27 protein-coding genes and 2 pseudogenes are annotated in these 26,163 nt (G+C 64.1%); 20 read left to right on the top strand and 9 right to left on the bottom strand.

The genetic code is table 11. The annotated features are described in order from the left end of the window. Nucleotides 1-2 precede the first annotated feature (2 nt). Complete coding sequence (locus QQZ18_RS02630; protein ID WP_284537708.1) at nt 3-494, bottom strand: GNAT family N-acetyltransferase; 492 nt, start codon at nt 492-494, stop codon at nt 3-5. Nucleotides 495-574: 80 nt separating this feature from the next. Then, nucleotides 575-1,384: an AraC family transcriptional regulator gene (locus QQZ18_RS02625; protein WP_284537707.1), complete on the bottom strand. Its 810-nt coding sequence runs from the start codon at nt 1,382-1,384 to the stop codon at nt 575-577. Between the two features lie 72 nt (nt 1,385-1,456). Here QQZ18_RS02625 and QQZ18_RS02620 point away from each other — a divergent pair, with 72 nt between their 5' ends. After that, the gene (locus QQZ18_RS02620; RefSeq protein ID WP_284537706.1) at nt 1,457-2,848 is read left to right on the top strand and encodes an SLC13 family permease; all 1,392 of its coding nucleotides are present in this window, start codon (nt 1,457-1,459) and stop codon (nt 2,846-2,848) included. An 84-nt stretch (nt 2,849-2,932) separates the two neighbouring features. After that, a complete protein-coding gene (locus QQZ18_RS02615; RefSeq protein ID WP_284537705.1) occupies nt 2,933-4,075 on the top strand; it encodes a PQQ-dependent sugar dehydrogenase in 1,143 nt (380 codons plus the stop codon). On the opposite strand, the gene QQZ18_RS02610 is transcribed toward QQZ18_RS02615, so the two are convergent. The 6 genes from QQZ18_RS02610 to QQZ18_RS02585 form a co-directional block, all read right to left on the bottom strand. After that, nucleotides 4,062-5,141, bottom strand: a complete 1,080-nt coding sequence (locus tag QQZ18_RS02610; protein ID WP_284537704.1) for an ABC transporter ATP-binding protein — start codon at nt 5,139-5,141, stop codon at nt 4,062-4,064. The two genes, QQZ18_RS02615 and QQZ18_RS02610, sit on opposite strands and share 14 nt — an antisense overlap. Continuing rightward, complete coding sequence (locus tag QQZ18_RS02605; RefSeq protein ID WP_284537703.1) at nt 5,138-6,052, bottom strand: carbohydrate kinase family protein; 915 nt, start codon at nt 6,050-6,052, stop codon at nt 5,138-5,140. Before QQZ18_RS02605 ends, QQZ18_RS02610 begins: the two co-directional genes overlap by 4 nt. Continuing rightward, nucleotides 6,053-7,063: an SIS domain-containing protein gene (locus QQZ18_RS02600; RefSeq protein WP_284537702.1), complete on the bottom strand. Its 1,011-nt coding sequence runs from the start codon at nt 7,061-7,063 to the stop codon at nt 6,053-6,055. It lies immediately after the preceding gene. A gap of 17 nt (nt 7,064-7,080) precedes the next feature. Continuing rightward, on the bottom strand, nt 7,081-7,926 hold the full coding sequence (locus QQZ18_RS02595; RefSeq protein ID WP_284537701.1) for a carbohydrate ABC transporter permease: 846 nt from the start codon (nt 7,924-7,926) through the stop codon (nt 7,081-7,083). Then, complete coding sequence (locus QQZ18_RS02590) at nt 7,926-8,810, bottom strand: carbohydrate ABC transporter permease (RefSeq protein WP_284537700.1); 885 nt, start codon at nt 8,808-8,810, stop codon at nt 7,926-7,928. Before QQZ18_RS02590 ends, QQZ18_RS02595 begins: the two co-directional genes overlap by 1 nt. Nucleotides 8,811-8,881: 71 nt before the next feature. Beyond that, nucleotides 8,882-10,120 (bottom strand): extracellular solute-binding protein, encoded by a 1,239-nt coding sequence (locus QQZ18_RS02585; protein WP_284537699.1) that lies wholly within the window; start codon nt 10,118-10,120, stop codon nt 8,882-8,884. A gap of 219 nt (nt 10,121-10,339) precedes the next feature. Between QQZ18_RS02585 and QQZ18_RS02580 the strand changes: the two genes are divergently transcribed. From QQZ18_RS02580 to QQZ18_RS02550, 7 genes are all read left to right on the top strand, one after another. Then, nucleotides 10,340-11,548 (top strand): ROK family transcriptional regulator, encoded by a 1,209-nt coding sequence (locus QQZ18_RS02580; protein ID WP_284537698.1) that lies wholly within the window; start codon nt 10,340-10,342, stop codon nt 11,546-11,548. Between the two features lie 123 nt (nt 11,549-11,671). Continuing rightward, a complete protein-coding gene (locus QQZ18_RS02575; protein ID WP_284537697.1) occupies nt 11,672-12,451 on the top strand; it encodes an ABC transporter substrate-binding protein in 780 nt (259 codons plus the stop codon). 160 nt (nt 12,452-12,611) lie between these two features. Further along, nucleotides 12,612-13,406 carry a dimethylarginine dimethylaminohydrolase family protein gene (locus QQZ18_RS02570; RefSeq protein WP_284537696.1) on the top strand — a complete coding sequence of 265 codons (795 nt, stop codon included), beginning with the start codon at nt 12,612-12,614 and terminating at the stop codon, nt 13,404-13,406. A gap of 52 nt (nt 13,407-13,458) precedes the next feature. Further along, nucleotides 13,459-14,259 (top strand): transporter substrate-binding domain-containing protein, encoded by an 801-nt coding sequence (locus QQZ18_RS02565; RefSeq protein ID WP_284537695.1) that lies wholly within the window; start codon nt 13,459-13,461, stop codon nt 14,257-14,259. A gap of 65 nt (nt 14,260-14,324) precedes the next feature. Further along, nucleotides 14,325-15,038: an ABC transporter permease gene (locus QQZ18_RS02560; protein WP_284537694.1), complete on the top strand. Its 714-nt coding sequence runs from the start codon at nt 14,325-14,327 to the stop codon at nt 15,036-15,038. Then, nucleotides 15,038-15,751 (top strand): ABC transporter permease, encoded by a 714-nt coding sequence (locus tag QQZ18_RS02555; RefSeq protein WP_284537693.1) that lies wholly within the window; start codon nt 15,038-15,040, stop codon nt 15,749-15,751. The genes QQZ18_RS02560 and QQZ18_RS02555 overlap by 1 nt, the downstream gene beginning before the upstream one ends. 4 nt (nt 15,752-15,755) lie before the next feature. Then, nucleotides 15,756-16,904: a M20 aminoacylase family protein gene (locus QQZ18_RS02550; RefSeq protein WP_284537692.1), complete on the top strand. Its 1,149-nt coding sequence runs from the start codon at nt 15,756-15,758 to the stop codon at nt 16,902-16,904. Nucleotides 16,905-16,906: 2 nt separating this feature from the next. Here QQZ18_RS02550 and QQZ18_RS02545 read toward each other — a convergent pair whose 3' ends face one another. Beyond that, the gene (locus tag QQZ18_RS02545; protein WP_284537691.1) at nt 16,907-17,455 is read right to left on the bottom strand and encodes a cysteine hydrolase family protein; all 549 of its coding nucleotides are present in this window, start codon (nt 17,453-17,455) and stop codon (nt 16,907-16,909) included. Between the two features lie 234 nt (nt 17,456-17,689). Between QQZ18_RS02545 and QQZ18_RS02540 the strand changes: the two genes are divergently transcribed. From QQZ18_RS02540 to QQZ18_RS02495, 11 genes and pseudogenes are all read left to right on the top strand, one after another. Next, the gene (locus QQZ18_RS02540; RefSeq protein ID WP_284537690.1) at nt 17,690-18,118 is read left to right on the top strand and encodes an NUDIX hydrolase; all 429 of its coding nucleotides are present in this window, start codon (nt 17,690-17,692) and stop codon (nt 18,116-18,118) included. 557 nt (nt 18,119-18,675) lie between these two features. Further along, a complete protein-coding gene (locus QQZ18_RS02535; RefSeq protein ID WP_284537689.1) occupies nt 18,676-19,269 on the top strand; it encodes a sigma-70 family RNA polymerase sigma factor in 594 nt (197 codons plus the stop codon). Nucleotides 19,270-19,414: 145 nt separating this feature from the next. Then, a pseudogene (locus tag QQZ18_RS23745) lies at nt 19,415-19,960 on the top strand (flagellin); the annotation flags it as partial. A 402-nt stretch (nt 19,961-20,362) separates the two neighbouring features. Further along, nucleotides 20,363-20,662 (top strand): annotated as a pseudogene (locus tag QQZ18_RS23740) (flagellin); the annotation flags it as partial. A gap of 88 nt (nt 20,663-20,750) precedes the next feature. After that, nucleotides 20,751-22,472, top strand: a complete 1,722-nt coding sequence (gene fliD, locus QQZ18_RS02525; RefSeq protein ID WP_284537687.1) for a flagellar filament capping protein FliD — start codon at nt 20,751-20,753, stop codon at nt 22,470-22,472. A gap of 25 nt (nt 22,473-22,497) precedes the next feature. Next, nucleotides 22,498-23,004 carry a flagellar export chaperone FliS gene (locus QQZ18_RS02520; RefSeq protein ID WP_284537686.1) on the top strand — a complete coding sequence of 169 codons (507 nt, stop codon included), beginning with the start codon at nt 22,498-22,500 and terminating at the stop codon, nt 23,002-23,004. Between the two features lie 279 nt (nt 23,005-23,283). Then, nucleotides 23,284-23,565, top strand: coding sequence for a hypothetical protein (locus tag QQZ18_RS02515; RefSeq protein ID WP_284537685.1), 282 nt, complete (start codon nt 23,284-23,286; stop codon nt 23,563-23,565). Between the two features lie 283 nt (nt 23,566-23,848). Beyond that, nucleotides 23,849-24,127 (top strand): flagellar hook capping FlgD N-terminal domain-containing protein, encoded by a 279-nt coding sequence (locus QQZ18_RS02510; RefSeq protein WP_284537684.1) that lies wholly within the window; start codon nt 23,849-23,851, stop codon nt 24,125-24,127. A gap of 11 nt (nt 24,128-24,138) precedes the next feature. Beyond that, nucleotides 24,139-25,386 carry a flagellar hook protein FlgE gene (flgE, locus tag QQZ18_RS02505; RefSeq protein WP_284537683.1) on the top strand — a complete coding sequence of 416 codons (1,248 nt, stop codon included), beginning with the start codon at nt 24,139-24,141 and terminating at the stop codon, nt 25,384-25,386. 1 nt (nt 25,387) lies between these two features. Beyond that, the gene (locus tag QQZ18_RS02500) at nt 25,388-25,729 is read left to right on the top strand and encodes a hypothetical protein (protein WP_284537682.1); all 342 of its coding nucleotides are present in this window, start codon (nt 25,388-25,390) and stop codon (nt 25,727-25,729) included. Then, nucleotides 25,704-26,159 (top strand): flagellar protein FlgN, encoded by a 456-nt coding sequence (locus QQZ18_RS02495; RefSeq protein ID WP_284537681.1) that lies wholly within the window; start codon nt 25,704-25,706, stop codon nt 26,157-26,159. The genes QQZ18_RS02500 and QQZ18_RS02495 overlap by 26 nt, the downstream gene beginning before the upstream one ends. Nucleotides 26,160-26,163: the final 4 nt, after the last annotated feature.

The following is a 26,163-nucleotide window of genomic DNA, read 5'->3' as shown; positions in this document are numbered from 1 at the left end:
ATCTATTCGGCCGGCGCGTGGACCAGCGGGGCGAGCATGCCCTTGTAGACGCTGCCGTCCGAGCCCGTGATCGGGATAGCGCCGACGGCGCGGGCATAGAAATCCACCGGTCCGGCCCAGCCGATGGCTGCGTAGCCGTAGCCACGCTCGCGCATGGCCAGAAGCGTCCTGATGAGCAGGGCCTTGCCGATGCCAAGGCCCCGCGCCGCCTCGTCGACGCCGGTCGGACCGAAGAAGCCGAGGGCGATGGCGTCGTAGCAAGCAAAGCCCAGGAGCTTGCCGTCTTGCACCGCGATCAGGCAGGCGTTGGGGTCGCGCGAAAAGGCGACTTGCGCCTCGCTGACCCAGCCAGCGCTGAAGCGGGATGCGATCCAGGCGCGGATGGTGTCGAGCTCGGGCGCCAGCGCCCGGCGGATGACGATACCCTTGTCGATGAGCTGCCTGTCGAGGTCAGCGTCGGCGACGACATCGTAGAGCTTCACCAAAAGATCCATGGTTGCATTCCCGGCGGCCGACGATGGCCTTGTGACGGCTGTATCAGCGGGGAGAGCCTGGCGTCCAGAGCCATCCGTGCCTAGCCTTGCAGGAAGGTGCGGGGCGGCTCGCCGAACGCCTCCCGGAAGCTCGCTGTGAAGGCGCTTGGCGACGAAAAGCCGAGCGTCAGGGCAACCTCGGTGGCGCTTTCGCCGCGCTCGAGGCGCTCGATGGCGGCAAGCAGCCGAAGCCGCGCCCGCCAGCGGCGGTAGGTAAGCCCGGTTTCGGCGACGAACAGGCGTTCCAATGTTCGCGTGCTGGCGCCCACGAAGCTGGCCAGTTCGGCGAGCGGGCGCCTGTCTTCGGGGTGTTCGCCCAGGTGGCGCGTGAGGCGGACCAGGCGAGGATCGCGGCCACCCGGCAGACTCAGCGGCGCCTCGGCGAGGCGGTCCAACTCGTCGATCATCACGTCGCAGAAGCGCAGGCGGCGCGCTTCATCGAGCTCTTCCACGAGCAGGGTTTCCAGCCGCAGCGTCAACTCGCGCATCAGCGGGGTCACAGCGAGCACGGCGCAGCGGTCGGGGCGCTGGGAGCCGGTTCGGACGGCGCGCGACGGGTCGACGAAGACATGCCGTACTTCCGCCGGCGTCTCGCTCACCACCTGATGGCGGGTACCGCCTGGTATCCAGACGGCATGTGTTGGAGGAACGATCCAGACGCAGTGATCGCTGACGATGCGCAGCACGCCTTTCTTCGCCCAGGCATATTGGCCGCGCGGATGAGCATGCGGCCGCACGATGCGACCGGCGATCAGCGTCTGGCTGCGGATCAGCAGTGGGCGAGCGGGATCGATGATGTAGGAGACCGGTGACGGTTCGAAGAATGGCGTGTCAGCGACATTTCTTGGCATAATGACATCTTAACGCCAATACCCTGTTTCCGATAGGGTGCCGTTCGACCATATGCTTCGAAGGATATCCTCATGATCACGCTCGGCCAGTTGACCCTCCGGCATTTCATCCTCGCCGCTGTGATCCTGATCGCCGCCACTCTCGTGTTCCTGTCGCCGGCGGAGTTTGGTCGCTCGGGCAGCCTTACGCTTGCCATCGTTCTCGTCACGCTCGGGCTTTGGGCGACGGCGCTGGTGCCGGGTTACTTTGCCAGTCTCCTCCTCTTCGCGTCGGTATTGATCGCCGGTCTGCAACCGGCGCCCCTGGTGTTCTCGGGCTTCGCTTCGGCGGCGGTATGGCTGATCATTTCCGGCTTCGTCATCGGCGCGGCCATCAATGCGACCGGGCTCGACAGCCGGCTTGCCGGCATCATCGCGCCGCTTCTGACGCGCAGCTATCCGCGCCTCATCGGGGGGCTGATGGTTGCGTCGATGCTGCTCGGGTTCCTCATGCCGTCGTCTGTCGGGCGCGCGGTGGTGATGGTGCCGATCGGCATGGCGCTGGCCGATCGGTGCGGCTTCGCAAAGGGCTCGAACGGCCGCATCGGCATTGCCGCCATTCTCGCCATCGGCTGCAACATGCCAAGCTTTGCCATCCTGCCGTCCAACATCCCGAACATGGTGCTGGCCGGTTCGGCGGAAACCATTCTCGGCGTCCACTTCGGATACACCGACTATCTGTTCCTGCACTATCCGGTGCTCGGTATCCTCAAGTCGGCCGTCACCGTCGCTCTGGTCCTCGCGTTGTTCCCGGCCAAGGTCGGAGAGCCGCTCGGCACGACTGCGTCGGCCGCGGCAACCGGCAAGAGCGGGCAGGGCAAGGTCATCGCCATCCTGCTGTTGACGCTCGTGCTCTGGATGACCGACAGCCTGCATGGCATCAACGCCGCCTGGGTCGGTCTCGGCGCCGCCGTTCTGCTGCTGTCGCCCGGCATCGGCGTGGTCAGCCCGCCGGCATTCAAGCAGTCGATCGATTTCGGCCTGCTGCTGTTCGTGGCCGGCGCGTTGGCGCTCGGCGCGGTGGTTGGCGCCTCCGGCCTCGGCGGCAAGCTCGGCGCCTTCCTGACGTCGGTGTTGCCGCTTGCCCCGGGGCACCACGCTGCCAACTTCTTCTCGCTGACCTTCATGTCCTTCTTTACCGGCATGTTCACGACGGTGCCAAGCGCGCCGGCCGTGCTGACGCCAATGGCCGGCGATCTCGCGGCGCTGACCGGCTATGGTGTCATGACCGTGCTGATGACTCAGGTAGTCGGCTTCTCGACGGTGCTGTTCCCCTATCAGGTGGGACCACTCGTGGTCGCCATGCAGCTGTCCGGCGAGAAGCTCGATCATCTCGTCAAGGTCACGGTGCCCCTGGCGCTGATCACTCTGGTCGTGCTGGTGCCGATCGACTTCCTGTGGTGGAAATTACTCGGCTGGCTTTAGCGTCGCTCTCTTGAGAATGGCTCGCCATTCCCCAAATCTCCCTGAAGGAGCCGGGGTGGCTGACATACTCAGGGAGACGCCGACATGCGCACCACTCTCGGAGCGGCTCTGCTCGCCGCAACGACAATCGCCACGCTGGCAGCGAATGTGGCCAATGCCGCGCCAGAGAATGCTGGGCCGAACAAGGCAACGGCGCAGCTGCCGTTTCAAATGCAGACGGTGGCGCGGTTCGATCTGCCCTGGGCGATCGCCGTCATCGATGCTGATCGGCTGATCGTCACCACCAAGCCGGGCAAGATGTTCCTGGCCGACCGTGCGGGGGGCGAGCCTGTCGAGGTATCCGGTCTGCCGAAGGTCGAACATGCCGGACAGAACGGCTTGCTCGACGTGGCATTGGCGCCTGATTTTTCCGACAGCCGGCGCATCTACTTCACCTATGTCGAACCGGGCGGCGGTGGCAGCTCACTGGCGCTGGCACGCGCGACGCTGACCGAGCAACAGGGCAAGGCACGGCTCGACGGGCTTGAGGTGATCTGGCGCCAGATGCCAAAGGGCAAGGGCGGCCAGCCCGGCGGCATCATAGCCTTCGCGCCGGATGGCAAGTCGCTGTTCCTCAGCTCCGGCGATCGGATGCGCCCGAAGACGGCGCAAGATCCAGACCTCGCCCTCGGCAAGGTGTTGCACCTGACGCTCGACGGCAAGCCCGCGCCGGGTAACCCGGAGGCGAGTGCAGGCGGCGTCCGCGCCGAGACGTGGTCGACCGGTCATCGTAACCCCTACGGTCTGGCGTTCGCCCCTGACGGCCGTCTCTGGCTGCACGAGATGGGACCGAAGGGCGGCGATGAGCTGAACCTGATCGAGCCGGGCATCAATTATGGCTGGCCTGAAGTCTCTTACGGCGACAACTACAACGGTACGCCGATCCCCAGGCCGCCGACGCGGCCGGAGTTTCGGGAGCCAGCTCTTTACTGGACGCCGGTGATCGCGCCGGCCGGGCTTGCCTTCTACGAGGGCGACCTGTTCCCCGCCTGGAAGGGGGCGGCACTGATCGGTGGACTGAAGACCCAGACGCTGTCGCGGGTGACCATCACCGGCAACGCAGCCCACGAAGACGAGCGCTTCGCCATGGAGGGGCGTATCCGTGACGTCGCCGTCGCCCCGGATGGCGCCGTGTGGGTGATCGAGGACGAGAGCCCCGGACGGCTTCTGCGGCTCAGTCCGCGCTGAGGCGTCGGCCGCTCTCGGCATCGAAGAGATGCAGCGCCTCCGTGTCGAGCGCGAGAGAGACGTCGGTACCGGGCGTCGCCCGCGTGCGCGGCGGTAGAGCCGCGACGAGGCGCTGGCTGCCGATGCTGCCCGACAGGATCAGTTCCGGACCGGTGAGTTCCACCACTTCGCAGCGGAGCGTCAGCGGAAGGCCCCCTTCGGCATCGGCGCGGAAGCTCTCTGGTCGGATGCCCAGCTTGATGTTCCTGTCTTGCGGCACCCTGGCAAGCAGGGCAGGCGGCAGCGGGATCACGGTGTCGCTGCCGGCGATCAGGAGACCGTTGGCGGTGGCGAGAACATCGAGCAGGTTCATCGGCGGGGCGCCGACGAAAGTCGCCACGTAGAGGGTGGCCGGCCGGTTGTAGATCTCCTCGGGCGTGCCGAGCTGCTCGATCTGGCCGTTGCGCATCACGGCGATGCGGGTGGCGAGCGTCATCGCCTCGATCTGGTCGTGGGTGACGTAGACCACGGTGGTCTTCATCATCTGGTGCAGGCGCTTCAGCTCGGTGCGCATTTCCATGCGGAGCTTGGCGTCGAGGTTGCTGAGCGGCTCGTCGAACAGAAACAGCTTGGGATGGCGTACCAGCGCCCGGCCGATGGCGACGCGTTGCCGCTGGCCGCCGGAGAGCTGGCTCGGCCGGCGGTCGAGAAGGGGCTCGATCTGCAACAGGCGTGCCGCCTCCAGCACGGCCTTCTCGCGCTCCGCCGCCGGCACCTTTCGCATTTCGAGGCCGAAGCCGATGTTCCGCCGCACCGACAGGTTCGGATAGAGCGCGTAGGACTGGAACACCATGGCGATGTCGCGGTCCTTCGGATGGACTCCGATCAGCGAGCGATCATTGAGGCGGATGTCGCCGCCGGTCGGTTCGGCGAGACCGGCGATGATGTTGAGCAGCGTTGACTTGCCGCAGCCGGACGCCCCGAGCAACACCAGGAACTCGCCGCTTTCGAGCGAGATGTCGATGCCTTTCAGCGTTTCGACGTCACCGAAGGACTTGCGGATGTGGTCGACGACGAGAGCGCTCATGAACGGGACTCCGGCGGTGCATAGCGACGCGGATAGGTGGATACGGCGAGCGAGGCGGTGGCCGTTCCCGCCGCGAGACTGTCTTCGAGCGATTTGCCGGCGGCCAGAGCCGCCAGGAAGCCGGCGTTGAACACGTCGCCCGCTCCGATGGTATCGATGACCTTGACCGCAGGGGCCGCCACCTCGACGAGGCCGGCGCCGGATGCGGCCAGGGCGCCATGCGGGCCGCGTTTGACCACGGCCATCGCCCCTTCGGGCATCAGGTCGAGCATGGCGCGGGCGGCATCGCGCACGTCGCTTCGACCGGTGATCGAGGTGGTCTCGACCTCGTTGAAGAGGGCGATCGACGAGCGGGCAAGCCATCCCTTGGCGGCCTCGACGACCTCGGGCTTCCAGCCGGCCGGCGGCCAGCCGGTGTCGAGGGCGACGCGAATGCCGAACCGGTCGGCCCAATCGTAGAGCTGACCGTACTCGCCGGCCAGACGCGGCATCAGGAAGGGTCCGGCGAACAGCGCGTAGCCGTCGCGATGGGCCTCGCCGTCGAGAGCGGCCAGCACGTCGGCGGCACCATAGTGCGGCAGGTGGCCGAGCGTGGTGAAGAAGGTCCGCTCGCCGTCGGGGTGGGTGATGCCGACGGAAATGGTGGTGTTCTCCGGGTGCATCCGCCAGCGTTTTGACTGTTCACCGAACTCCTCGGCCAGCCATGCGCCGAAACGGTCGCTGCCGATGCTGGCGGCCAAGGCGAACGGAACGCCAAGCGCCTTCAGCGTCAGCGCCGAATTGCCGGCGCAGCCGCCGACGCGCAGTTCGTCGTGGTCGACGATGATCTCGGTTCCCGGCTGGGGCCAGGGCGCTGCCGGGCCGAGGATCAGGTCGACGTTGACGTTTCCGATGACGGCGATCGGCTTCACTTATTCGCTCCGGGTGATCTTGTTCGAGCGGACGGGGGTGCCGGCATTCTCGACGCGCTCGGCAGCGAAGGCGACCATCAGCGTCTGGGCGGCCGGCAACAATGCGAACGCGGCAGCCATGCCGGCGGCCGGTTTGACGGCAACGGTGACTGCACCGGGCACCGGCGCCTCGCCCGAGGCGTCGAAGATGACGACCGGCGTTCCGGCGGCGAGGATTTCGCCGGCCATGCCGGCCATCAGCGGCGACGTCGGATCCTTGGCACGGAACAGCACGGCGCCGATCTCCGGCGACAGCATCTCCATCGGTCCGTGGCGGAGCTGGCCGCCCTCATGCGAGAAGCAGGGGCGGCGCGACAGCTCGGTGAAGCCCAAGGCGATGGCCTCGGCGACACCCTGCAGGCTCCGGCCGGAGGTGACCACGTTGCGGACGTTCTTGAGGGCGGCAAGTGCGGCGGAGACGTCGGGCGTCTCCGGCGCCTTCAGCACGGCGAGGGCCGGCGCCGCATCGGCGCCGAGCGCGGCGAGAACGGCGAGATGCAGCGCGAAGGTCAGCGTCAGGCTGCGCGTCGCGGCAAAGGCCAACTCCGATCCGCCGGCGGCGACGAGCGCCGGGGCGGCCTTGCCAAGGAAGGAGCCGCCTTCGAGCGTCAGTGCGTAGGTGTCGGCGCTGCCTCCGGTTTCCTTGAACCAGCGAACGACCTCTGCGCTCTCGCCCGACTGCGAGGTAACGAAGATGGTACGGCCGTGGAGCGGCAGGGGTGAGGCGAGCTGTTCGGATACCGGCAGCGATACCGCGTCGATGCCGAGGGCGCGGTAGTAGGGTTCGACGGCGCGGGCGACGGCGTGCGAGCCGCCCATGCCGAGCATGAGCAGGCGCCCGGTTCTTTTCAGGGACGCGGCGGCGCGGGCGGCCACCTCGCGGTTCTGCTCGAAGGAGGCGAGGGCGTCGGCGTGCTGGCGCGCCATTTCGCGATCGATGGCGAGGAGACTTTCGGAGCGGGGAGCGGTCATGTCGTAGTCCTTTCGGTTCAGCCTTTGACGCCGCCGGAGGTCAGGCCGGAGATCAGCGCCCGCTGCATGACGATGCCGACCAGCATCGGCGGCAGCGCGGCTAGCACGCCGGCCGTGGCGATCAGGCCGTAGTCGGAAACGCGGCCGCCGGCCAGATCGGCAATGGCGACGGTGAGCGTCTTGGCCCGCTGGTCGGAGGTGAACAGCAGGGCATAGAAGAACTCGTCCCAGCCGAGCAGGAAGGCGAACAGGGCCGAGGTCGCCACCACCGGCAGGGCGAGCGGCAGGGTGATGATGCGCAGCGTTTGCCAGAGGCTGGCGCCGTCGATCACCGCCGCCTGCTCGATCTCGCGCGGAATTCCGTCGAAGCCGGACTTCATCAGCCATGTGGTGAAGGGGGCGAGAATGGTGAGATAGACGAGAGCCAGCCCGAACACGTTGTTGAGCAGGCCGAAGTTCGCGAGCGCCATGTAGAGCGGCACGGCCAGCGCCACCGGCGGCAACATGTAGGTGGCGATGACCAGCGACAGCGACCAGCCGACGGACGGCGTGCGCGACACGGCCCAACCGGCCGGCACGGCCAGCGTCACGGCTGCCACGGTTGCCATGCTGGCGACCATCAGCGAATTGCGGAGGCTGGCCATGAAGGCGGCGCCCGCGCTGTTCTCCACGGTGGAGAGGAGCGTGGCGTAGCGCGAGAAGTCCATGGTTTCCGGCCACCACTTGAGCGGTTTGGCGGCGAGGTCGGCGGCCGGTGAGATGCTCATCACGAACAGCCAGAGCAGCGGCGCCAGAATGACGGCGGAAAGGATAAGCGCCGCCACGTGCAGGAACAGGCGGAAGAAGGGGTTCTGGCGTTCCATCAGGCAGTGCTCCCCGCGACCTTCTTCACGGCGGTGCCGTAGGCGATGGCGAGCACCGTGATGATCAGCGTGACGATCAGGGCAAGCGAGGCGCCCGAGCCGGCTCGCTGGAAGGAGAAGGCTTCCTGGTAGACGAGGATCGACATGGTGCGTGTCGAGTTGGCCGGCCCGCCGCGCGTCATGACCCAGATGATGTCGAACACCTTGAAGGCTTCGATGGTGCGGAGCACCAGCGCCACCATCAGCGGTCCCGCGAGATAGGGCAGCGTCACGAAGCGGAAACGGGCGAAAGCGCTGGCGCCGTCGACAAAGGACGCGGCGATGACGTCGCGCGGCACCGCCTGCAAGGCTGCGAGCGCAATCATCGCAACAAGCGGGAAGTTCTTCCAGCAGTCGGCGACGATCAGCGCCGTCAGGGCGGTGCCGGGTTCGCCGAGCCAGGAGCGATAGTCGGAGAGAATGCCGAGCTGGGTGAGCGCCGCGTTGAGGGCACCGTATTCGGGATTGTAGATGAGCCGCCACAGGGTGGCGTTGACGACCGTCGGCAGCGCCCAGGGCAGGATCAGCAGGGCGCGCAGCAGCGTACGGCCGTAAAACTGCTGGTTCAGCAACAGCGCGGCAAGTACGCCGAGAAGCATCTCCGTCGTCACCACCACCACGGCAAAGAAGGTCGTGGTGAACAACGTGCGACCGAAGGCATTGCCGGAGATGAGGCGGGCGTAGTTGTCGAAGCCGACATAGCTGCCGGATGTGCCCACCAGCTTCGCATCGGTGAAGGAGAGATGCACGGTGTCGGCCAGCGGCCAGCCGATGACGGCCACCATGACAATGAGGAGCGGCAGCATGAGTAGCCACGCCCGGGTTGTGATCCAGGTGCCGGACATGCGGTGTCCTCGTCGGATACTTGAAGGGGCGGTGGACCGGGCGCCGTGGGGCGCCCGGTGCGATCATGCGCTCAGAGGCCGCTGTTGTCGGCGGCGGTCTTCAGCGCGTCCTCGGGGCTCGACTGGCCGAGCAGGGCCTCCTGGATCGCCTGCTGCAGGGCGACGGAGATCTCCTGGTACTTCGGCGTGGTCGGGCGCGGATACATGGCGGCGAGACCGACCTTGGCGGCGGCGATCAGCTCTTCCTGGCCCTTGGTGACGGCCGGATCCTCGTAGGAAGAGGCCCAGATCGGCAGGCTGAGCTTGGCATAGGCGTTCTGCGTCGCCTGCGAGGTCATGAAGACGACGTACTTCCACGCCTCATCCTGGTGCTTGCTGACCGTGGTGACGCCGAGACCCATCGAACCGTTGACGGCCGATGCCTCGCTCTTGCCGGCCACGCCCGGCGCCGGCACGACGCCGACCTTGCCGGCGACCTTCGAGTCCTTCGGGTCGTTGGCCATGTTGTACATGTAGGTCCAGTTGAGGGCGAAGGCGGCATCGCCGTTCTCGAACACCTTGCGGACGTCTTCCTCCAGGAACTCCTTGGAGTTCGGATTGGTGATGCCGGACGTGTAGCTGTCGACCATGTACTTCAGTGCGTCGAGACCGCCGCCCGACTGGAAGGCCGGCTTGCCGTCCTTCAGGAAGTCGCCGCCGAAGGCGCTGACCAGCGTGGTGTAGTCGCAGATGGCGGCTTCCGCCTGCGCCCAGCTCCAGGCGATCGGCGAGGCGAGGATGCCCTTGTCCTTGATGATCTTGGCGTCGGCGGCCAGCTCTTCCCAGGTCTTGGGCGGATTGGCAATGCCGGCCTTTGCCAGGATTTCCTTGTTGTAGAACAGATACTTGGTGTCGAGGATCCAGGGCATGCCGTAGAACTTGCCGTCATATTTGACGGTGGTCCAGGCGCCGGGCAGCACGCCGGTCTTCATGTCGTCGGTGATCTTGGAGGTGACGTCGACCAGCACGTTGTTGGCGGCGAACTCGGCCGGCCAGATCACGTCGAACAGGACGACGTCGTAGGCGTTGCCGGCACCCTGGGCGAGCACGGTCTTGTCGTGCAGGCCTTCGTAGGGAACGAACTCCAGATTGACCTTGATATCGGGGTTGGCCTTGGTGAAGGCCTCGGTCATGGCACGAACGTCGGCCTCGCTATAGGCGGCCTGGGCCATGAACAGCGCATTGATCTGCGTCTCGGCGAAAGCCGGAAGGGAAAGCGGCGCCGTCAGAAGCGTCGCGGAGAGGAGTGTCCTGCCGAAAAACCTGTTCATTGTGGGCTCCCTTTGGTCGGTGACTACGCGGAAGGGATCGCGGCGGTAATGTGCCGCCACGACCGGTCGTGTGATGGCCCGACGGGCCGATGGCATGGAGCGTCGTCACACCATTTCGGGCGGACTAGCGTTCCCCGGAACTCTTCGGTTCCTTATTAAGTCAAATTGCTTGACTAATTCGTGGGCGAAATATCAACTGCTGTCAAGATGGATTTGGGCATGAACGAACAGCGGCCGATCCGCGCCAAGAGTGGCGCCAATCACGAGGGAACCAGCGCTCACAACCGGCGCGTCATCATCGACGCGCTCCGGGTGAACGGTGCCCTGTCACGCGCCGATCTTGCCCGTGCCACCGGCCTCACCAAGCAGGCGGTGTCCAATCTCGTCGAGACGCTGGAGAACGAAGGCCTCGTCGCGTCCGAGGAACTGGTGCGCAAGGGGCGAGGGCAGCCGTCGACGCCTTATCGCCTTGTCGCCGACGGCGCCTACTCTATCGGCCTTCAGATCGATCGTCACATCAGCCGCGCCATCGTCGTCGATCTCGTCGGCAATATCCTGGCCCGCGCCACCGCCAAGGTGCCACCGCGCGCACCGGAGGAGGGCGTCGGGGTGCTGCTCGATCTGCTCTCCGAGGTGAGGGGCAGGTTCGCGGCCGGGAGGCCGGAGGCCGAGGCGCGTATCGCCGGTATCGGCGTGGCGATGCCCGGCCCGTTCGGCGTCGCCATCGCCGACGACAGCCTGTGGCTCATGCAGGCCTGGCAGAGCTTTCCTCTGGTGGATCGGCTGGCGGCTGGCACCGGCCTTGCCGTCAGCCTGCAGAACGACGCGGCAGCCTGCGCCACCGCCGAGCGCATGGTGGGAGCCGCGCACGGCCTCGATCACGTCGTCTGCATCTATGTCGGCTACGGCATCGGCGCCGGGCTGATCCTTGGCGGCGAACTCTACAGTGGTGCCAACGGCAACGCCGGCGAAATCGGCATGGTGCTGTTCGGCAAGCCGGATAACCTCGTTCCGTTGGAGCATCGCGCCTCCATCGCTTCTCTTTACGCGCAGGTCGACATCGATCCGGCCGATCCGCAGCAGTTCGACAAGCTGGAACGGCTGGTGCTGGCGGGTGACCGGCGCGTCGGCGACTGGATCGAACGGGCTGGGTACGATCTGCGGCTGGCCGTTCATACGGCAGAGACGTTGTTCGACCCGCAAACCGTCGTCCTGTCGAGTGGCGTTTCCGGCTCGTTGATGCATCGGTTGATCGCCGCGATCGAACCGTTGCGCCCGTCCTTGGTGCCGACGGCCGGGCGCGCCGTGCCACGCCTTCGGCTGGGCATGACCGACCCCTGGGCTGTCGCCATCGGCGCCGCCGCCGATCCCATCCGCCGCGCCTTCGACCCCAGTTTTTCCGCGATTCTGAAACGACAGGGAGAATGATGGGGCAATGGACCAACAAATTTCCTGACAGAGAATTGTCATCCCCTGCGATTTGCCGCTAATCTTTCAGCGCTACGGGCAAAGACAATAAACGGCCCGCGCCTTACCAGGGGAACAGTCACAATGACCAGAAGCATCATTCGCGGGTTTGCCGCCGCCGCGCTACTCGCTGCCTCGGCTCTCGCCGTCCACGCCGAGGAGACGCTGAAGATCGGCACCGAGGGCGCCTATCCGCCCTTCAACTATGTGGACACCGACGGCTCCATCAAGGGGTTCGATGTCGAGATCGGTCTCGCCCTCTGCGAGAAGATGAAGGTCAAGTGCGAGGTGGTGGCGCAGGATTGGGATGGCATCATTCCCGCGCTGCTCGCCAAGAAATACGACATGATCATCGCCTCGATGTTCATCACCGAGGAACGCAAGAAGGTCGTCGACTTCACCAAGCCCTACTACAAGGCGGCGATGACCCACGTCGTGCCAAAGGACAGCGACATCACCGAGTTCTCCGACGCGGCGCTGTCGGGCAAGATCATCGGCGCGCAGGCCGGCACCACGCAGGCCGAGTACATCGAGAAGACCTATCCGAGCGCCACGCTGAAGACCTATCCCACCCAGGACGAGGCCAATCTCGACCTTGCGGCCGGCCGTCTCGACATGCAGGTCGGCGACTTCCTGCCGATGTTCGACTGGGTGGACAAGGAAGCCGGCGCTTGCTGCAAGCTGGCCGGCGAGCCGATCACCGATCCGGCCTTCGTCGGCGAGGGCGTCGGCATCGCCGTCCGCAAGGAAGATGGCACGCTCAAGGAGGCCATCAACAAGGCCATCGACGAAGTGGTCGCCGATGGCACTTACAAGACGATCAACGACAAGTATTTCAAGATCAACCTCTACTCGCTGAAGTGAGACATCGGGGGCGGCAGTCCTGCCGCTTCCGCCAGTTCCGTGGCCGGCCGGACGCACGTTCGGCCGGCATCCGTCTTCTCACGAAGGACAATGCCCTTTCCGGTTGTTGCACCCTGACGGACGGTTCGTCTATGACAGCGCTTTCCATCAAGGTGTCCGAATGGCCAGCACTCTTCCCGTCTATCGTTTCGATTCCTTCATCGTCCGCACGCCGTCCTCGTCGGTGGTGAACGGCCTCCGCGCCGATGATCGCGGCAATCCCACCTATGCCGGCGTTCTCGCCGAGCATGCCGCCTACATTCATGCGGTGAGCCTGGCCGGCGTCGAAGTGACGGTGCTGCCGCCGCTCGAAGCCTTCCCCGACTCGATCTTCGTCGAGGATCCCGCGCTGGTATTCCCGGAAGGGGCCATTCTGCTGAGGCCGGGCGCCCCGACTCGCGCTGGCGAGACAGCCGAGATCGCACCGGTGCTGAAGCGCCTGTTCTCGACCGTCGTCGACCTGCCGCGCGGATTTGCCGATGGTGGCGACGTTCTGACGACGCAGAAAAGCGTCATGATCGGCCTGTCCGCCCGCACAAACCGGGAAGGCGCCGAGGCGCTAATCGAATGCCTGGCCAAACTCGGCCGCAAAGGCGAGATCGTCGAGACGCCCAAGGACGTGCTGCATTTCAAGACCGACTGTTCGCTCCTTGACGAGGAGACGGTGCTGACCACCGGTCGCCTCGAGCGGTCCGGCGTGTTCAAGGGCTTCAAGACGCTTCTGGTGCCGGCCGGCGAGGAAGCCGCCGCCAACGCCCTGCGCGTCAACGACGTGGTGTTCGTCGGTTCCGACTATCCGCGCACCGCCGAGCTCCTGGCCGCCAACGGCTACAAGGTGGTGCCGCTCAAGACCACCGAGATCGGCAAGATCGATGCCGGCCTTTCCTGCATGTCGCTGCGGTGGCGGCGGGGCTGAACCGGCGGGTTGAGCGAAGAGATTGATGTCGAAGAAAAGGGGAACGTCCCAAATGTCCAATATCGTTGTCAAAACGGCGCTGGCGCTTGCCGTCGCCTCGTCGGTGGCCTTGCCGGCTTTCGCCGAGGACGTGATCAGGATCGGCATGACGCCGGAGCCCTATCTGCCGTTCGGTCAGGTCAATGCCGCCGGCGAGTGGGAAGGCATCGAGGCCGATATCACCCATGCCCTCTGCGAGCGCATGAAAGTGAAGTGCGAGATTTCCGCCATGGCCTTCGACGGCCTGTTGCCGGCCCTCAAGGAAAACAAGCTCGACGTGGCAGTCGGCGCCTTCTCGATCACCGACGAGCGTCGCGAGACGGTTGATTTCAGCGCCTCCTACTACACCGAGGGCACGTCGCTGGTCGGCCCGAAGTCGGAAGTGGTCACGATCGGCACCGTCGACGCGCCGGATGGTGCCAAGATCCTCGATCCCAAGGCATTCGAGGGCAAGATCCTCGGCGTGCAGGCATCGACCGTGCAGCACCAGTACGTGACCAAGTACTATCCCGAGATCGAGGTGAAGGCCTACGACACCGCCGACAACTCGATGGCCGACCTCGCCGCCGGCCGTATCGATTTCGTGCTGTCGCCCGATCTCTATCTCCACACCTTCCTGGCGACGCCGCAGGGCGCCGAGTTCGACATCAAGGCCGCCGCGCCCGAGAACAAGGTGCTCGGCGAAGGCGTCGGCTACGTCGTCAAGAAGGGCGATGCGGCCACCCTCAAGAAGGTTGACGACGCGCTGGCTTCGATCAAGGCCGATGGCACGCTCGACAAGAGCATTGCCCACTGGGTCGACGGCAAAAAATAAGCTCCGACTTCAGCCGCCGCCGGTCCTCATGGAGGCCGGCGGTGGTTTCTCTTTCGGATGGCGCGATGGACGGAACTCTTTCACTGCTCAGCTGGGGTGACACGGGCTGGAGCGACGATCTCTTCTGGGGCATCGTCACCACGCTCAAGGTGTCCATATCGGCCTACCTGATCGCCCTGGTGTTCGGCACGGTCTGCGCCGTCGGAAAACAATCGTCCTGGCGTGCCGTCCGCTTCATCGCCGGGGTCTACACCACGGTGGTGCGGGCACTGCCGGAACTCCTCGTCATCCTGCTGCTCTATTTCTCCATCGCCTCGGGCATCGAGCGGCTGGTGAAGGGATTTGGCCTTGCCGACGACACCTTCCAGGTCAGTCCGTTCTGGGCGGCCGTCGTGGCGCTGGCCTTCGTGTCCGGTGCCTTCATGGCGGAGGTGTTGCGGGCCGCCTATCTTGCGGTGCCGCTCGGACAGATCGAGGCAGGCCTGGCGCTCGGCATGCACCGGGGGCTCATCCTCGTCCGCATCGTCGCGCCGCAGATGATCCGCCATGCCATCCCCGGCATGGGCAATCTCTGGCTGGAGATGACCAAGGAAAGCGCCATCATCTCGGTTCTCGGCGCCTTCAACGATCTTCTCTACGTCGGCTATCGGGCGGCGGCGGGCACGCGGCAGTACATCTTTTTCTACGGCATCACCGCCGTGCTGTTCCTGATGATCACGGCGGTATCCGTCTGGGCGATCTCCCGTATCGAGCGGCGCTTCTCGCGGGGTTACCGCTGATGGACGCCCTCGCTCACGTCGTGTCGTTTCTGCCGCCGCTCATTGCGGCCATGCCGCTCACGCTGTTCCTGACGGTGACGGGCGTCGTCTTCGGCCTGCTGATGGGGACGCTCATCGCGGTGGCCATGGTCTATGGCAGGCGCACGTCCGCCTGGCCGGCCAAGGCATTCACCTTCGCCTTTCGTGGCACGCCGCTTCTGGTCCAGCTCTACCTGATCTATTACGGGCTCGGCCAGGTGCTGCCCGGCACCTTCATCCGCCATTCCTTCCTGTGGCCCTACTTGCGCGACGGACTCTGGTACGCGGTGTTCGCACTGTCGCTCAATCAGGCCGCCTATAATGCCGAGGTCATCCGGGGCGCCATCCTCGCCGTTCCCAAAGGGCAGATCGAGGCGGCGGTGGCAGTGGGCATGCGCCCGCTAACGATCCTCAGGCGCGTCACGCTGCCGCAGGCGCTGCGGCTCTGCCTGCCGGTCCTGACCTCCGACGTCATCATCCTCCTGAAGTCGACGTCGCTCGCCTCGACCATCACCATCATGGAAATGATGGGCACGGCGCGCATGATGCAGCGCCAATCGCTGCTGATCTTCGAACCGTTGATCGCCGCCGGACTTCTCTATTTCGCCGTGGTCGTGGTGCTGACGCGCGTCATGGCCGAGGTCGAGCGCCGCATGACGCTCTATCGCCAGCCGGCGCGACCGCAACAGGGCTGACATCATGGACGAATCCGTCTTCCAGGCTTTTCTGCCGGAGCTTGTCGATATTCGCCGCCGCCTGCACCAGATGCCGGAGACCGGCTACGAGGAGAGACAGACCTCCGCCTTCGTCGCCGACCTGCTGGAAGGCTGGGGGCTGACCGTGACGCGCGGTCTTGCCGCCACGGGCTTCGTGGCGGCGCTCGATCGAGGTGGCGACAGGGCAATCGGCCTCAGGGCCGACATGGATGGCCTGCCTATCGTCGAGGAGACGGGAGCAGTCTATGCGAGCCGGATACCGGGCATGATGCATGCCTGTGGTCACGATGGCCATACGACCATGCTGATCGGCGCCGCCTTTCGCCTCATTCACGACGACGATTTTCGCGGCAAGGTGCATTTCATCTTCCAGCCGGCCGAGGAAACGGCCGGTGGCGCCGCGCGCATGATCGAAGAGGGGCTGTTCGATCGCTTCCCATGCGAGGCGGTCTTCGCGCTTCACAATTATCCGGGCCTTGCCGCCGGTCGCTTCTCGGCGCGGACGGGCGCCATGATGGCGGCAATCGACGCGGCGACGCTGACGGTGCGGGGCAGGGGCGGCCATGGCGCTCGTCCTGAGGATACGGTCGATCCGGTGGTCGCAGCGTCCAGCATCGTCATGGCGCTGCAGTCAGTGATATCGCGTAACGTGCCGCCGCAGGAAGCCGGCGTGATCACTGTCGGTGCCTTCCATGCCGGTTCGGCCTGCAACGTCATACCCGATGAAGCGGTGCTGGAGATCAGCCTGCGCGCCACGGATCCGGATGTCCGGTCTCGTCTCTGCCGGCGGTTCGAGGATATCGCCCGTCTCCAGGCCGAGAGCTTTGGCGCCGAGGTGCGCATCGACTGGCAGGTCGGGTATCCCGTCACCATCAACGACGCCGCCGCGGTCGGTCTGGCGATCGAGGTCATCCGCGACACCTTCGGCGATGACGCCTTCGAACCGCTCGATCGACCGATGATGGGCAGCGAGGATTTCGCCTTCATGCTTGAGAAGGTGAAGGGGGCCTATCTGTTCCTCGGCAACGGCGACAGCGCGGGGCTGCACAACAGCCGCTACGACTTCGACGACGCGCTGCTCGAGCGTGGCCCCATCTTTTTGCATGCTCTGGCGCGGCGTTTCCTCGCCTGACCCTATTTCAGCAAGGCGATAAGCTGTTCGGTGGTGCCGGTTTCGGCGATCCATGGAAACGTCAGTTCGACGCTGCGCCGATGCGCCTCCGGATTGGCGTCGGTCATGGCGTCGACGGGCAGGGCGACGTTGTACCCGAGTTCATGGGCGAAACGGGCCGTCGATTCCACGCCTCGGCTGGTGGCGATTCCGCAAACGACGATACCGGTGACGCCGAGATTGCGCAGGCGATCATCGAGGTCGGTCCCGGTGAAGGCACCCCAGGTCTTCTTGCTGATACGGATGTCGTCGGGCGCCTGACCGAGCTCGGGGAGAAGCTCGGCCCAATCGGCCGGTCTGTCGGCGTTCGGCTTCTTGTCGGTTCGGCCGGGCGCGCCGCCGACAACGTTGACCAGAACCACGGGCCGTTTGGAGACACGAAAGGCTTCGATCAGCCGGACGGCGTTGGCGATCGCCGGGCGCGCGAGGTCCTGTGGCGGTAGCGCGGCGATCCCCTTCTGCAGATCGATGACGACAAGGGCCGTGCGAGTGTCGATAGTGGTAAATGGCATGGTTGGAGTTTCCTCCTCAAACGATCATTGTGCGAATGAACAATGTACCAGCAATTGCGGCGTGTCGATGACGATCGTTGCTGGAAAGTGCATATGGTCAAATCGCGACGAAATGCGTAGATGTAGCCTCGATCGAGCTTTCGTTTCTCTACGGACTGGAAACTTTTCGCAGATAAACTAGTTAAGCTGGATCGAGTCGGGTTCCGACTCGTCTGCGTTCGTCATTGGGATATCATGGGCAAGGCAGTCGCCAAGGAGAAGGTTCAGCATCAGGTCGCAGCCCTGCCGTTTCGGCGGACGGCGGATGGCGACGTGTCGGTGCTGCTCGTCTCCTCCCGCGAGACGCATCGCCCTCTGATCCCCAAGGGATGGCGCATGAAGGGCAAGAGCGATCGCAAGGCCGCCGCGATCGAGGCAATGGAAGAGGCCGGCGTGCTCGGCAAGCCTTCCAAGGCGCCCATTGGCCGCTACCGCTACTGGAAGCGCCTCGACGACTGTTTCACGCTCGTCGACGTGGACGTCTACAGTCTTGAGGTGACTGAACATCTCGCCGACTGGCCGGAGCGCCAGGAGCGACATCGCAAGTGGATGAGCCCCGAGGACGCCGCCATCGTCGTCGACGAGCCGGGTCTTGCCTTCATCCTGCAGTCTTTCCGCGCCTAGGCAAGTTCCCGTTCGCCGGCCCGGCCATTATTTCCCAGCTGGATTTGACGCGTTCGGCCGGCTCGCTTTGGCCCGCCGGCATCGATTGCCGGCCGATGCTCGCTCTCCCGTAGGCATGGGTAATAAGTGCCGACCGCCGTTGCTGACTGCAACTATATGTAACTCATTGTAAAAACTGATAAAAACTAGAAAAGTAGCACAGGGTTTGCAGCGTCCTTTCACCAAGTCAGCGTTGATGTTGGCCTCAATTGCATTTTGAAAGCGATCTTGTGGAGAAAGGGCGGAAAACTCGGGTTCGATGGTGTTGGCGATGGGCAATAGCTACCCGGCAGATTTTTCCTCGCGGAACAACTTGCCGAACCTTCCAGGAAGTATTTGCCTATACTTATAATTCTCCACGAATTCTCGTTTTTGTGCGCCTGAATTTCTTCCCTGCTTCGTACAAAGTCCAAGAGGGGCGTTTCAACCGGATGCGGTGTAAGGGGTAGGGGTGTGCGATGATGGCTGCAGCAAGTTCGTTCGGCGCTACGGTTCCGTTGCCGTTGGTGTCTCGGGACATGGCGAGAAGCGCTCCGGCGGCGTCGCCTCGAAGCGAGGACGATCTCCTGCTTGAGCGGATCGCCGCCGACGATCGCGAGGCGTTCGCTCTCCTGGTGGAGCGTCACGCCGATCGCGGCTTCGCGTTGGCCTTGCGTATCCTGAAGAACTCCGACGATGCCGAGGATGTGGTTCAAGACAGTTTCCTGAAGCTTTGGACGCACAGGAAGCGGATGGAGATCGGGCGGGCCAAGTTTTCTACCTGGCTTTATCGGGTGATCACCAACCGCTGCATCGATCTCAGGCGCAAGCCGGCGATGGACGATATCGAAACCGCGCCGGAAGTGGCCGACGAGACCGAGGACGCACTGACGCGCCTGCACCGCGCGTCCATGACCAGCCTGCTGGAAACCGCGCTTTCCCGCCTTCCGGATCAGCAGCGCGTCGCCGTCATCCTCAGCTATCACGAGTCCATGTCGAACGCGGAAATCGCCGAGGTGATGGAGACGACGATCATGGCCGTCGAGTCCCTTCTGAAGCGTGGCCGGCAGCAGCTTCGCAAGCATCTCGCGCGGGCGGAAGACGATATCCGTCAGTCGTTTACCCAGAATTAACCATAAAATCAGCGTGCGGAGAACAAAAAGCGCCGGGTTGGCTCCCGCTCATCCGTTGAAGACACGAAGCGAGGGGCGATGACGCCTCGCGCCGGCGTCCTCCCAACAGGAGGAAACGTCATCCATCGATGAGGACCAGAGCGCCATGCCCGTCATTTCCACGAACACCGCCGCCAACTCCGCCGTCCGCTACCTCAACCTCAATGCCGCCGAGCAGTCGTCGTCGCTGTCCAAGCTGGCCTCCGGCTCCCGCATCACCCAGGCGTCCGACGATGCCGCCGGCCTCGCCATCTCCACTCGCATCTCGTCGGACGTGGCCACGCTGAATCAAGCGGCGACCAACGCCACGCAGGCCGTGTCAGTGCTGCAGACAGCCGACGGCGGCGCGTCCAACATTTCCGATATCCTCGAGCGTATGAAGACGCTGGCCACCCAGTCGGCATCGGGCACCGTAACCGACAGCGAGCGCACCTACATCGATGCGGAATTCCAGGAACTGACCGAGCAGATCGATACCATTGCCTCGGGCACCCGTTTCAACGGGGAGAGCCTTCTCGACGGCTCCTCCGCCTTTGCTTCGTCCACGGGCGGCACCAGCATCGTGGTCGGCTCTTCGGCTTCCGACACCATCAAGGTGACGATCGACGATTTGACGTCGTCGACCTTGGGGCTTTCCACCTCGGAAGCCAACGACATCACCGCCAACCTCAGCAATGTCTCCATCGGTATCGGCCAGGGCACCGACGCCAAGTCGGTCGTGCTCAGCGTCAGCGTCGATGGCGGCACCGCTGTGGATGTCACCCTCGACAGCGCTGCCGACTCCGACGGTGACGGTGTGCTGTCCGGCAATGAGATCGGCGCTGCCTTCGAGGCCGCTTCGGTGACGGGCGCTTCCTTCTCCTACGCCAACGGCCAGCTCAGCATCTCCAACACCTCGACCAGCACGGGCAGTGCGAGCTCGCTCAGCATCTCGGTCAACACCACCGATACGGACTATACGGCCGCGACCGGCTCTTCGATCCTGAAGGACCTCGGCTTCACCAGCGATGCTTCGGCCACCACGATCTCGACGACCGGCTCCGGCACGCAGCAGCTCAGTGTATCCACCCAGGACAACGCGACCAGCGCGCTCGACACCATCGACGCGGCTATCGACAAGGTGTCGGCGGCTCGCGCCAGCATCGGCGCTCAGGAAAGCCGCTTCGAGTTCTCCTCGGAATCGATCGCCACATCCATCGAAAACCTCGAGGCGGCCAACTCTGCGATCACCGATGTCGACGTTGCGTCCGAGGAGGCGAAGCTCGCTTCCGCCGAAGTCAAGGTCCAGGCCGCCGTGGCCGCCGCGTCGTCGGCGAATGACATGACGCAGAACCTCTTGAAGTTGCTGCAGTAAGTTTCGGCAAGCCTGAAGAGCGGAAGGCGCAAAATACGCGCCTTCCTTCAATCATGCCGCCCCGGTTCGGGGCGGCGGAGGAGGTCTCATGTCCTCGGTCACCAGCGCCACTGCCAGTTCGACCGCGTCGACAACGGCGAGCAGTACCTCTACGTCGAGTAGTGGCTCGACCTCGACCAACTATGCCTCCACCGACACGTCATCGATCGATTGGGACGGCCTCGTCGAGGAGCTCTATCAGGCCAAGCTGGCCAAGGCCGATACCTACGAAACCAAGATTACCAACAATGAGACCAAGATCGCCGCCTACCAGGGCGCTGCCAGTCTTCTCTCGACGTTGCAGGACACGGCGTCGGCTCTGAGAGTGGCGACCGACTCTTCAGGAGGCAGCGACGACGTCTTCAACGAACGGACAGCCTATCTCACGTCCGTCGGTAACGTCGATACCGACTCCACCCTGTCCGTCTCTGCCGAGGCCGGCGCGGAAACCGGCAGCTACTCGATAACCGTCAAGCAACTGGCGATGGCCCACAAGGTCGCCAGCAGCAGCTACGCGTCTTCCAGCAGCGACCTGTCTCTGTCGGGCAGCATCAAACTCGGCGTCGAAGGCGGGACGGCGGTGACCATCGACGTCACGGAGGACATGTCGCTCTCCGAGATCGCAACCGCCATCAACAAGCAAAACGCCACCAGCGGCATCAAGGCCACCGTGCTCAAGGTGTCCGACTCCTCCTACGAACTCATCCTCACGACTTCCGAGACCGGTCAGACCATCAGCGTCGGCGATCCGGACGGCGTCTTGCAAAGCCTGGGGGTGATCGACGAGGAGGGCGCTTTTGCCGACGAACTGCAAGCCGCCCAAAATGCCATCTTCACCGTCGATGGAGTTACGATCACGCGATCGACCAACGACATCAGCGACGTCATCGATGGCGTGACGTTCTATCTCTATTCGACGACGACAGACAATCAGTCCATCACCGTCGAGATCGGCCAGAATCTATCCGACATAAAGAGTGCGGTCGTTGCGTTCGTGGATGCCTACAACGCTTATCGCGAATGGGCCATCTCACAGCAACAGGTGGCGACGGGCGGCGGAGCATCGGCGGACTCCGTGCTGTTCGGCGATGCGAGCATCCGCAGCATCAATCAGCAGGTCGCCTCGGCTTTGAACTTCTCGCTCGACGAAGCGTCCATATCGGCGATCGGCCTCAGCTTCGACGAAAACAACTACCTCGAGTATGACGAGGATACGCTCGACGACATACTCCTCGAAGATCCTGAACGTGTTCAGCAGTTGTTCGGCTATACTTTCGAGAGCTCCTCGAGCGATGTCGGCGTGCTGTATCGCGGCACAAGCGCGCCATCGACGTTCCAGCTCGACATCACCGTGGACGAGAGCGGCGCGCTCTCCTCGGTAACGGTCAACGGCGAGTCCGGACTGTTCACGGTGTCCGGTAGCCGCATCAAGGGCGTCGCCGGCACCGCCTATGAGGGGTACACGCTGGTTTTTACCGGCTCCACGTCGCAAACGGTGACCATCAATCAGGCCTCCGGAATCGCCGAGCAAATCTACAATCTTGTGGACAGCTCCATAAACTCGGACGACGGCACGCTCACGACCATCGTGACCAATCTCACCGAGAAGAATGACGACTATCAGGATCAGATCGACACCATCACGTCGCGGGCCGAGACCTACCGGGACAATCTGACCACCCGTTATGCCCGTCTTCAGGCCTCAATCAGCACAGCGCAATCGACCCTCGCTTACCTTCAAGCCCTGCTCGACGCCAAGAGCAGCAGCTGACCGTGGATATCAGGAGTTCCAGGACATGAATTCTCGCATGGGCCAGGCTGCGGCCGCCTACCGGCAGGCGGCTGCTTCCGTTCATCCGACCGTCGCCGTCGTCAAGCTCTACGATGCCACCTTGCTGGCGATCTCCCAAGCCATTCGGGCGCGCGAGGCGGGGCAGTTCGAGGAATGCTTCGTCAAGGTCATGCGGGCCGCCACCATCCTGCGTGGACTGGACCATGCGCTCGACTATGCGAAGGGTGGGGCAGTGGCCGAGCGGCTGCACCGCGTCTACAAAGGGTACATCATCGCCCTTCACGTCTCCTACGGCAAACCGGACGTGGTCAGGCGTTACCGCAAACTCCACGACAGCCTGATCGACCTGCGCGACGCCTGGGCGGGCATTGCCGGGATGGCTGCGTTCGTCCGCCAGGACGCCGCCGAAGCGGCGATGCAGCAGAACGTCGCGGTGTCGCGGCCACGCCTTGCGATGGAGGCGGGTACGGATCCGGCGATGTTCTTCGGCCTGACCGGCTCTCGTCCGTGATCTTTCTGGCAACCGACCGCGCGCGGATGCGATCGGTCTGCCTGCGGCTCGGTTGCCATGTCGGGCGTCAAATCACGCGGCCTCCGATGTTTCCGAACGCTATTCGGCAGTGGCCCATTTGACGGGGCACGGGGGGCGGACGCCACGTATCGCCGGAGCGCAGGTGTCGAAATCGTTCCGCTGGGCGTAACAGCGTGTATCGACCGTTTCTCTATTGATCCCAATCCATTGCCGGTAGATACTCCGAGGCAATCTGTTACGAATGAACGGGTTGCACTGATGGACGAAGCGCAGTTTCAGGACCTCGTCGATCGTCATGGCGAGGACTTGACGCTTTGGCCGGCGGCCGTTCGTGTCGCGGCCGAAGCGTTGCTGCTGCAATCCGAGCGGGCGCGGTCTATCCTCGAAACCGCCGTGCGGCTTCGCGAGGCGCTCGCAGCCGGTCCTTCCGTTCGTGCGCCGGCCGGACTTGCCGCCCGCATCGTGGCACTTGCCGAGGATGATGCCGACAAGCCGTCTCCGACGGGCAAGCCCTCGTCCTCCTTGCGCCCCGGCTCCTGATCTTTTTGCAAAACGCATCGCTTGTCTGTGTCGGCGCGTTCGGCCGGGCGGCCCGCTGGCGAGTTCGTTGCCGCGGACATCGGGCGGAGTGCTCTCATTGCGTATCAAGCAAATCTCGAAGTATTAATTTGCGTTAACGAATTTCGTTGCTAACTCTCATTAAGTTTTCGCGCCTGGTTTGGCGACCTGGCCCGTCTAAAGACTGAAGCCAATCAACAACGGCACCGATCAGTCTCTTGGTCCGGTCTTCTTAAGTGAAGACTGGAGACGGGCGAGGTTTATCATGTCCTCTATCTCTTCGGCGACTACCGCTACGACAACTACGGCATCGACGACAACTTCAACTTCGACCACGTCCGTAGATACCTCGCAGTTCCTGCAGCTTCTTGTTCAGGAAGTTCAGAACCAGAACCCGCTGAACCCGACGGATACGTCCGACTTCCTCAACCAGATGATGTCCTACGCGAGCTATTCGCAGCTCAGCGAGATGAACACGACGCTTCTGTCCCTTCAGGAGGCGGTCGATACGATCTCCTCCGGTCTCACTACCACGTCGGCCTGAGGAGAAACGCCATGTCTCTCACGGGCGCAATGAACTCCGCCGTTTCGGCGATGCAGGCTCAGTCGACGGCGTTGTCGATCATTTCCAACAACCTCGCCAACGTCTCGACGACTGGCTACAAGGCGAGCTCGGCCAGCTTTTCCTCGTTGTTGACATCCGGCGATGCCAATAGTTCCAGCGGCGGCGTCACCGTGGCGAAGTCGCAGAACATCCTGGCCAGCGGTACGCTCGTTTCGTCATCGATCAGTACCAATATCGCCATCGATGGCGATGGCTTTTTCGCCGTGACGACCGGCGATGGCAGCGACATCTACTACACCCGCAACGGCAGCTTCACGGTTGACGACGACACCGGCTATCTCACCAGCAACGGTTATACGCTGCTCGGCTGGCCGACCGACGCCGATGGCAATGTGGTCGGCGGCACCACGGAGACCAATCTCGAGCAGATCGACACCGACGTCCTGACCGGTTATGCGGCGGCGACGACCAGCATGACGATGAAGGGCAGCCTGCCGGCCGACGCCGAGGTTGGGGATAGCTACACCAGCCAGATCGAACTGTTCGACAGCCTGGGCACCGCCTACACCATGGATGTGACCTGGGAAAAGACGGGCCAGAACACCTGGGACATGTCGTTCGCCGACCCGTCGTCGACCGGCGGCTCCACGGGTACCGCTCAAACCACGACCATCGAGATCGAGTTCAACGAAGACGGCACCTTGAAGACGCCGGATTCCGCGACGCTGTCGATCACCGGCCTTAGCGACGGTGCGTCCGACATGTCGATCGTTCTCGACTTCGGCACGGTCAATGGGTCGGATGGCCTGTCGCAATACACGCCCGACAACAGCAGCGACGCCGCGGTCGACATCGCCGGCATCGGGAACGGCTGTGCCTACGGCACGCTCTCCGGCGTCACCATCGACGAGGATGGCACCGTTACCGCCAACTACAGCAACGGCGAAGCCGTGCCGATCTACAAGATCCCGCTCGCCACCTTTTCCAATGCCAACGGCCTTATTGAAATGAGCAACTCGGTCTACTCGGCTTCGAACACCTCGTCTGGCGCCACCTATCACTTTGCCGATTCCGATGGTGTCGGCTCCATACAGGACTACGAGCTCGAGTTATCCACGACCGATACGAACACCGAGTTCTCGTCGATGATCGCCGCCCAGCAAGCCTATTCGGCGGCCTCACAGGTGATCTCGACCGCCAAGGACATGTTCGACTCCCTTCTGTCAGCGGTGCGCTGAGATGACGGCGCAGTCGGAACGGGATGAGACGCAGGCGGCGATCGATCTTCTGGTCGGGCGGCTGGAGAAAATCCGCCGGGATATCAAACGCGAGGGCGGGGCGGGGGACGCCCGCAACGTCGGCTTGTTCAAGGGCGACGTGACGGAGGTGCTTGCCGAGCTGGAGCGACACCTCGACGAAACGGCCGCCGCCCTAGCCAGCGCAAATGCCGGCTACGCCGTCAGTCACGCCTACCTGAGCGTCGGCAAGCTGATCTCGGCGCCTGCCGGGGAAACCGGGGTTGTCGTCCCTCTCGATCAATTCAGGAGATCAAACCATGCCAGGCGCAAAAGCTGCCGCTGAGACCAAGTCCCCGGACATGGGACGCTTTGCCGAGCTGGACGGCATGATCGACGAGCTGATCGCGATCATCGACGATGAGAATGCGCTTCTCGCGAGCGGCGTGCCGGCGTCGCTCGCGGCGACCACTGGCGCCAAGAGCAATCTCGCCGGCCGGATCGAGGAGTATCTGAGGACGCTCGGTGCCGGGAGCATCACGCCGGACGAACGCACCTATCTCGATGGACGGATTGGTCTGGTGCAGAGCAAGGCGCGCGACAACCTCTCCCGCCTCGCCGGAGCCATCGGCGCGTCGCGAAGGCGGATTGCGGCGGTGGTGGAGGCGGTTCGAGAGGCCGGAACGGCGACGGCCCCCGCCTACGGGCGCAACGGCAGCCGCGCTGGCGATGCGCAGCCCGGCCGCTCTTCGCTGCTGCCCGACCGGCTGGCCTGAGGCG

The organism is Pleomorphomonas sp. T1.2MG-36 (assembly GCF_950100655.1).
GTDB lineage: Bacteria > Pseudomonadota > Alphaproteobacteria > Rhizobiales > Pleomorphomonadaceae > Pleomorphomonas.
This window is presented reverse-complemented; position numbering and strand designations above follow the sequence as displayed.